Consider the following 1,453-nt stretch of genomic DNA (forward strand, 5'->3'; position numbering starts at 1 on the left):
TACGCGGGTTCGCGCACGGCGAGCGGTGACGAGCGCGTCTCGCACGCGCACGCCGCCGCTTTCCTGCCGGACGGACGCATCGCGACGACCGACCTCGGCTTCGACCTCGTGCGCATCTGGCGCCAGGGCGCGAGCGGGCTCCTGCTCGACCACGAGGTCACCCTGCCGATGGGCACCGGGCCCCGCCACATGGTCGTGCACCCGAGCGGTCACCTGCACGTCGTCACCGAGTACTCGTGCGAGGTGTTCACGCTCGCCGCCGGTCGTGACGGCACGTGGGCGGTGGTCGGCTCGGTGCTCGCGAGCCCGATCGCCGAGGTGGGCGTCGACTTCCCCGCCGAGCTGGCGCGCACGCGAGACGGACAGGTCCTCTACACGGCGCTGCGTGGCAGCAACACGATCGCCGCGCTGCGCGTGCAGGGAGGCGGCGAGAGCCTCGAGCCGTTCGCGCTGGCCGACTCCGGGGTCGACTGGCCGAGGCATCACCTGGTGCACGAGGGCAAGCTGCTCGTCGCGGGACAGCGCTCCGACACGATCGCCCTGCTCGACCTCGACGAGCGCACGGGGGCGCCGCTCGGCATCCGCCATCAGGCGCAGGCGCCGACGCCGACGAACTTCCTGCTCGTCCGCTGAGCCCGTTCGCGGTCGCCGCTTGACCTCAACCATTGTTGAGGTTCTACGGTCGAGCCTATGACTGCAGACACGGACGCGGCCCAGACCGCCGAGGCCGCCGAGGCCGCCACCCCGGGAATCCTCCACGGCACCTACCTCTGGATCACGATCGGCGCGTGCGCCCTGGTCTTTCTCGGTGCGTTCGAATCCCTCGCGGTCACGACCGTGATGCCGGCGGTGAGCGCCGACCTCGACGGTGAGCGCCTGTACGCGCTGGCGTTCGCCGGGCCCCTGGCCACCGGGGTGATCGGCATGGTGGTGGCGGGGAACTGGGCCGATCGCCGCGGCCCGGTCGCGCCTCTGTACCTGTCGGTGGCCCTGTTCGTCGTCGGTCTCGTCGTCGCCGGTCTCGCCCCGAGCATGGAGGTGCTCGTCGCCGGACGCTTCGCCCAGGGCCTCGGCAACGGCGGTCTGATGGTGGCCCTGTACGTGGTCGTCGCCCGTGTCTACCCCCGCGCCCTGCACCCCGCGATCTTCGCCGGTTTCGCCGCGGCCTGGGTCGTGCCGTCCCTCGTCGGACCGACGGTCGCGGGTGCGGTCACAGAGCTGTGGAGCTGGCACTGGGTGTTCCTCGGCGTCGTGTTCCTCGTGGTTCCGGCGCTGCTCATGGTCGTCCCCGCGCTCCGCGGGCTGTCGGGCGAGGGCGATGCCTCGACCCTGTGGGCGTTCGGACGGCTCGGCTGGTCGGTGCTCGCGGCGCTCGCGGTGCTCGGGCTGAATCTCGTCGGCGACATCCCCGGTGCGGGTCCCGTGCTCGCGGCCGCTGCGGTCGTCGTGGCGA

The 1,453-nt window shown here is 72.3% G+C and carries 2 protein-coding genes; both read left to right on the forward strand.

Annotated elements, in window-relative coordinates; all coding sequences use genetic code 11:
* A partial coding sequence (locus RTM68_RS18775) for a beta-propeller fold lactonase family protein (RefSeq protein WP_312173845.1) occupies window positions 1-633 on the forward strand: 633 nt, incomplete at its 5' end.
* Window positions 634-690: 57 nt separating this feature from the next.
* Window positions 691-1,453 (forward strand): MFS transporter (locus tag RTM68_RS18780; protein ID WP_312173847.1); only part of this gene is annotated, 763 nt, incomplete at its 3' end.

It is taken from the genome of Microbacterium sp., assembly GCF_031988965.1.
Classification (GTDB): Bacteria; Actinomycetota; Actinomycetes; order Actinomycetales; family Microbacteriaceae; genus Microbacterium.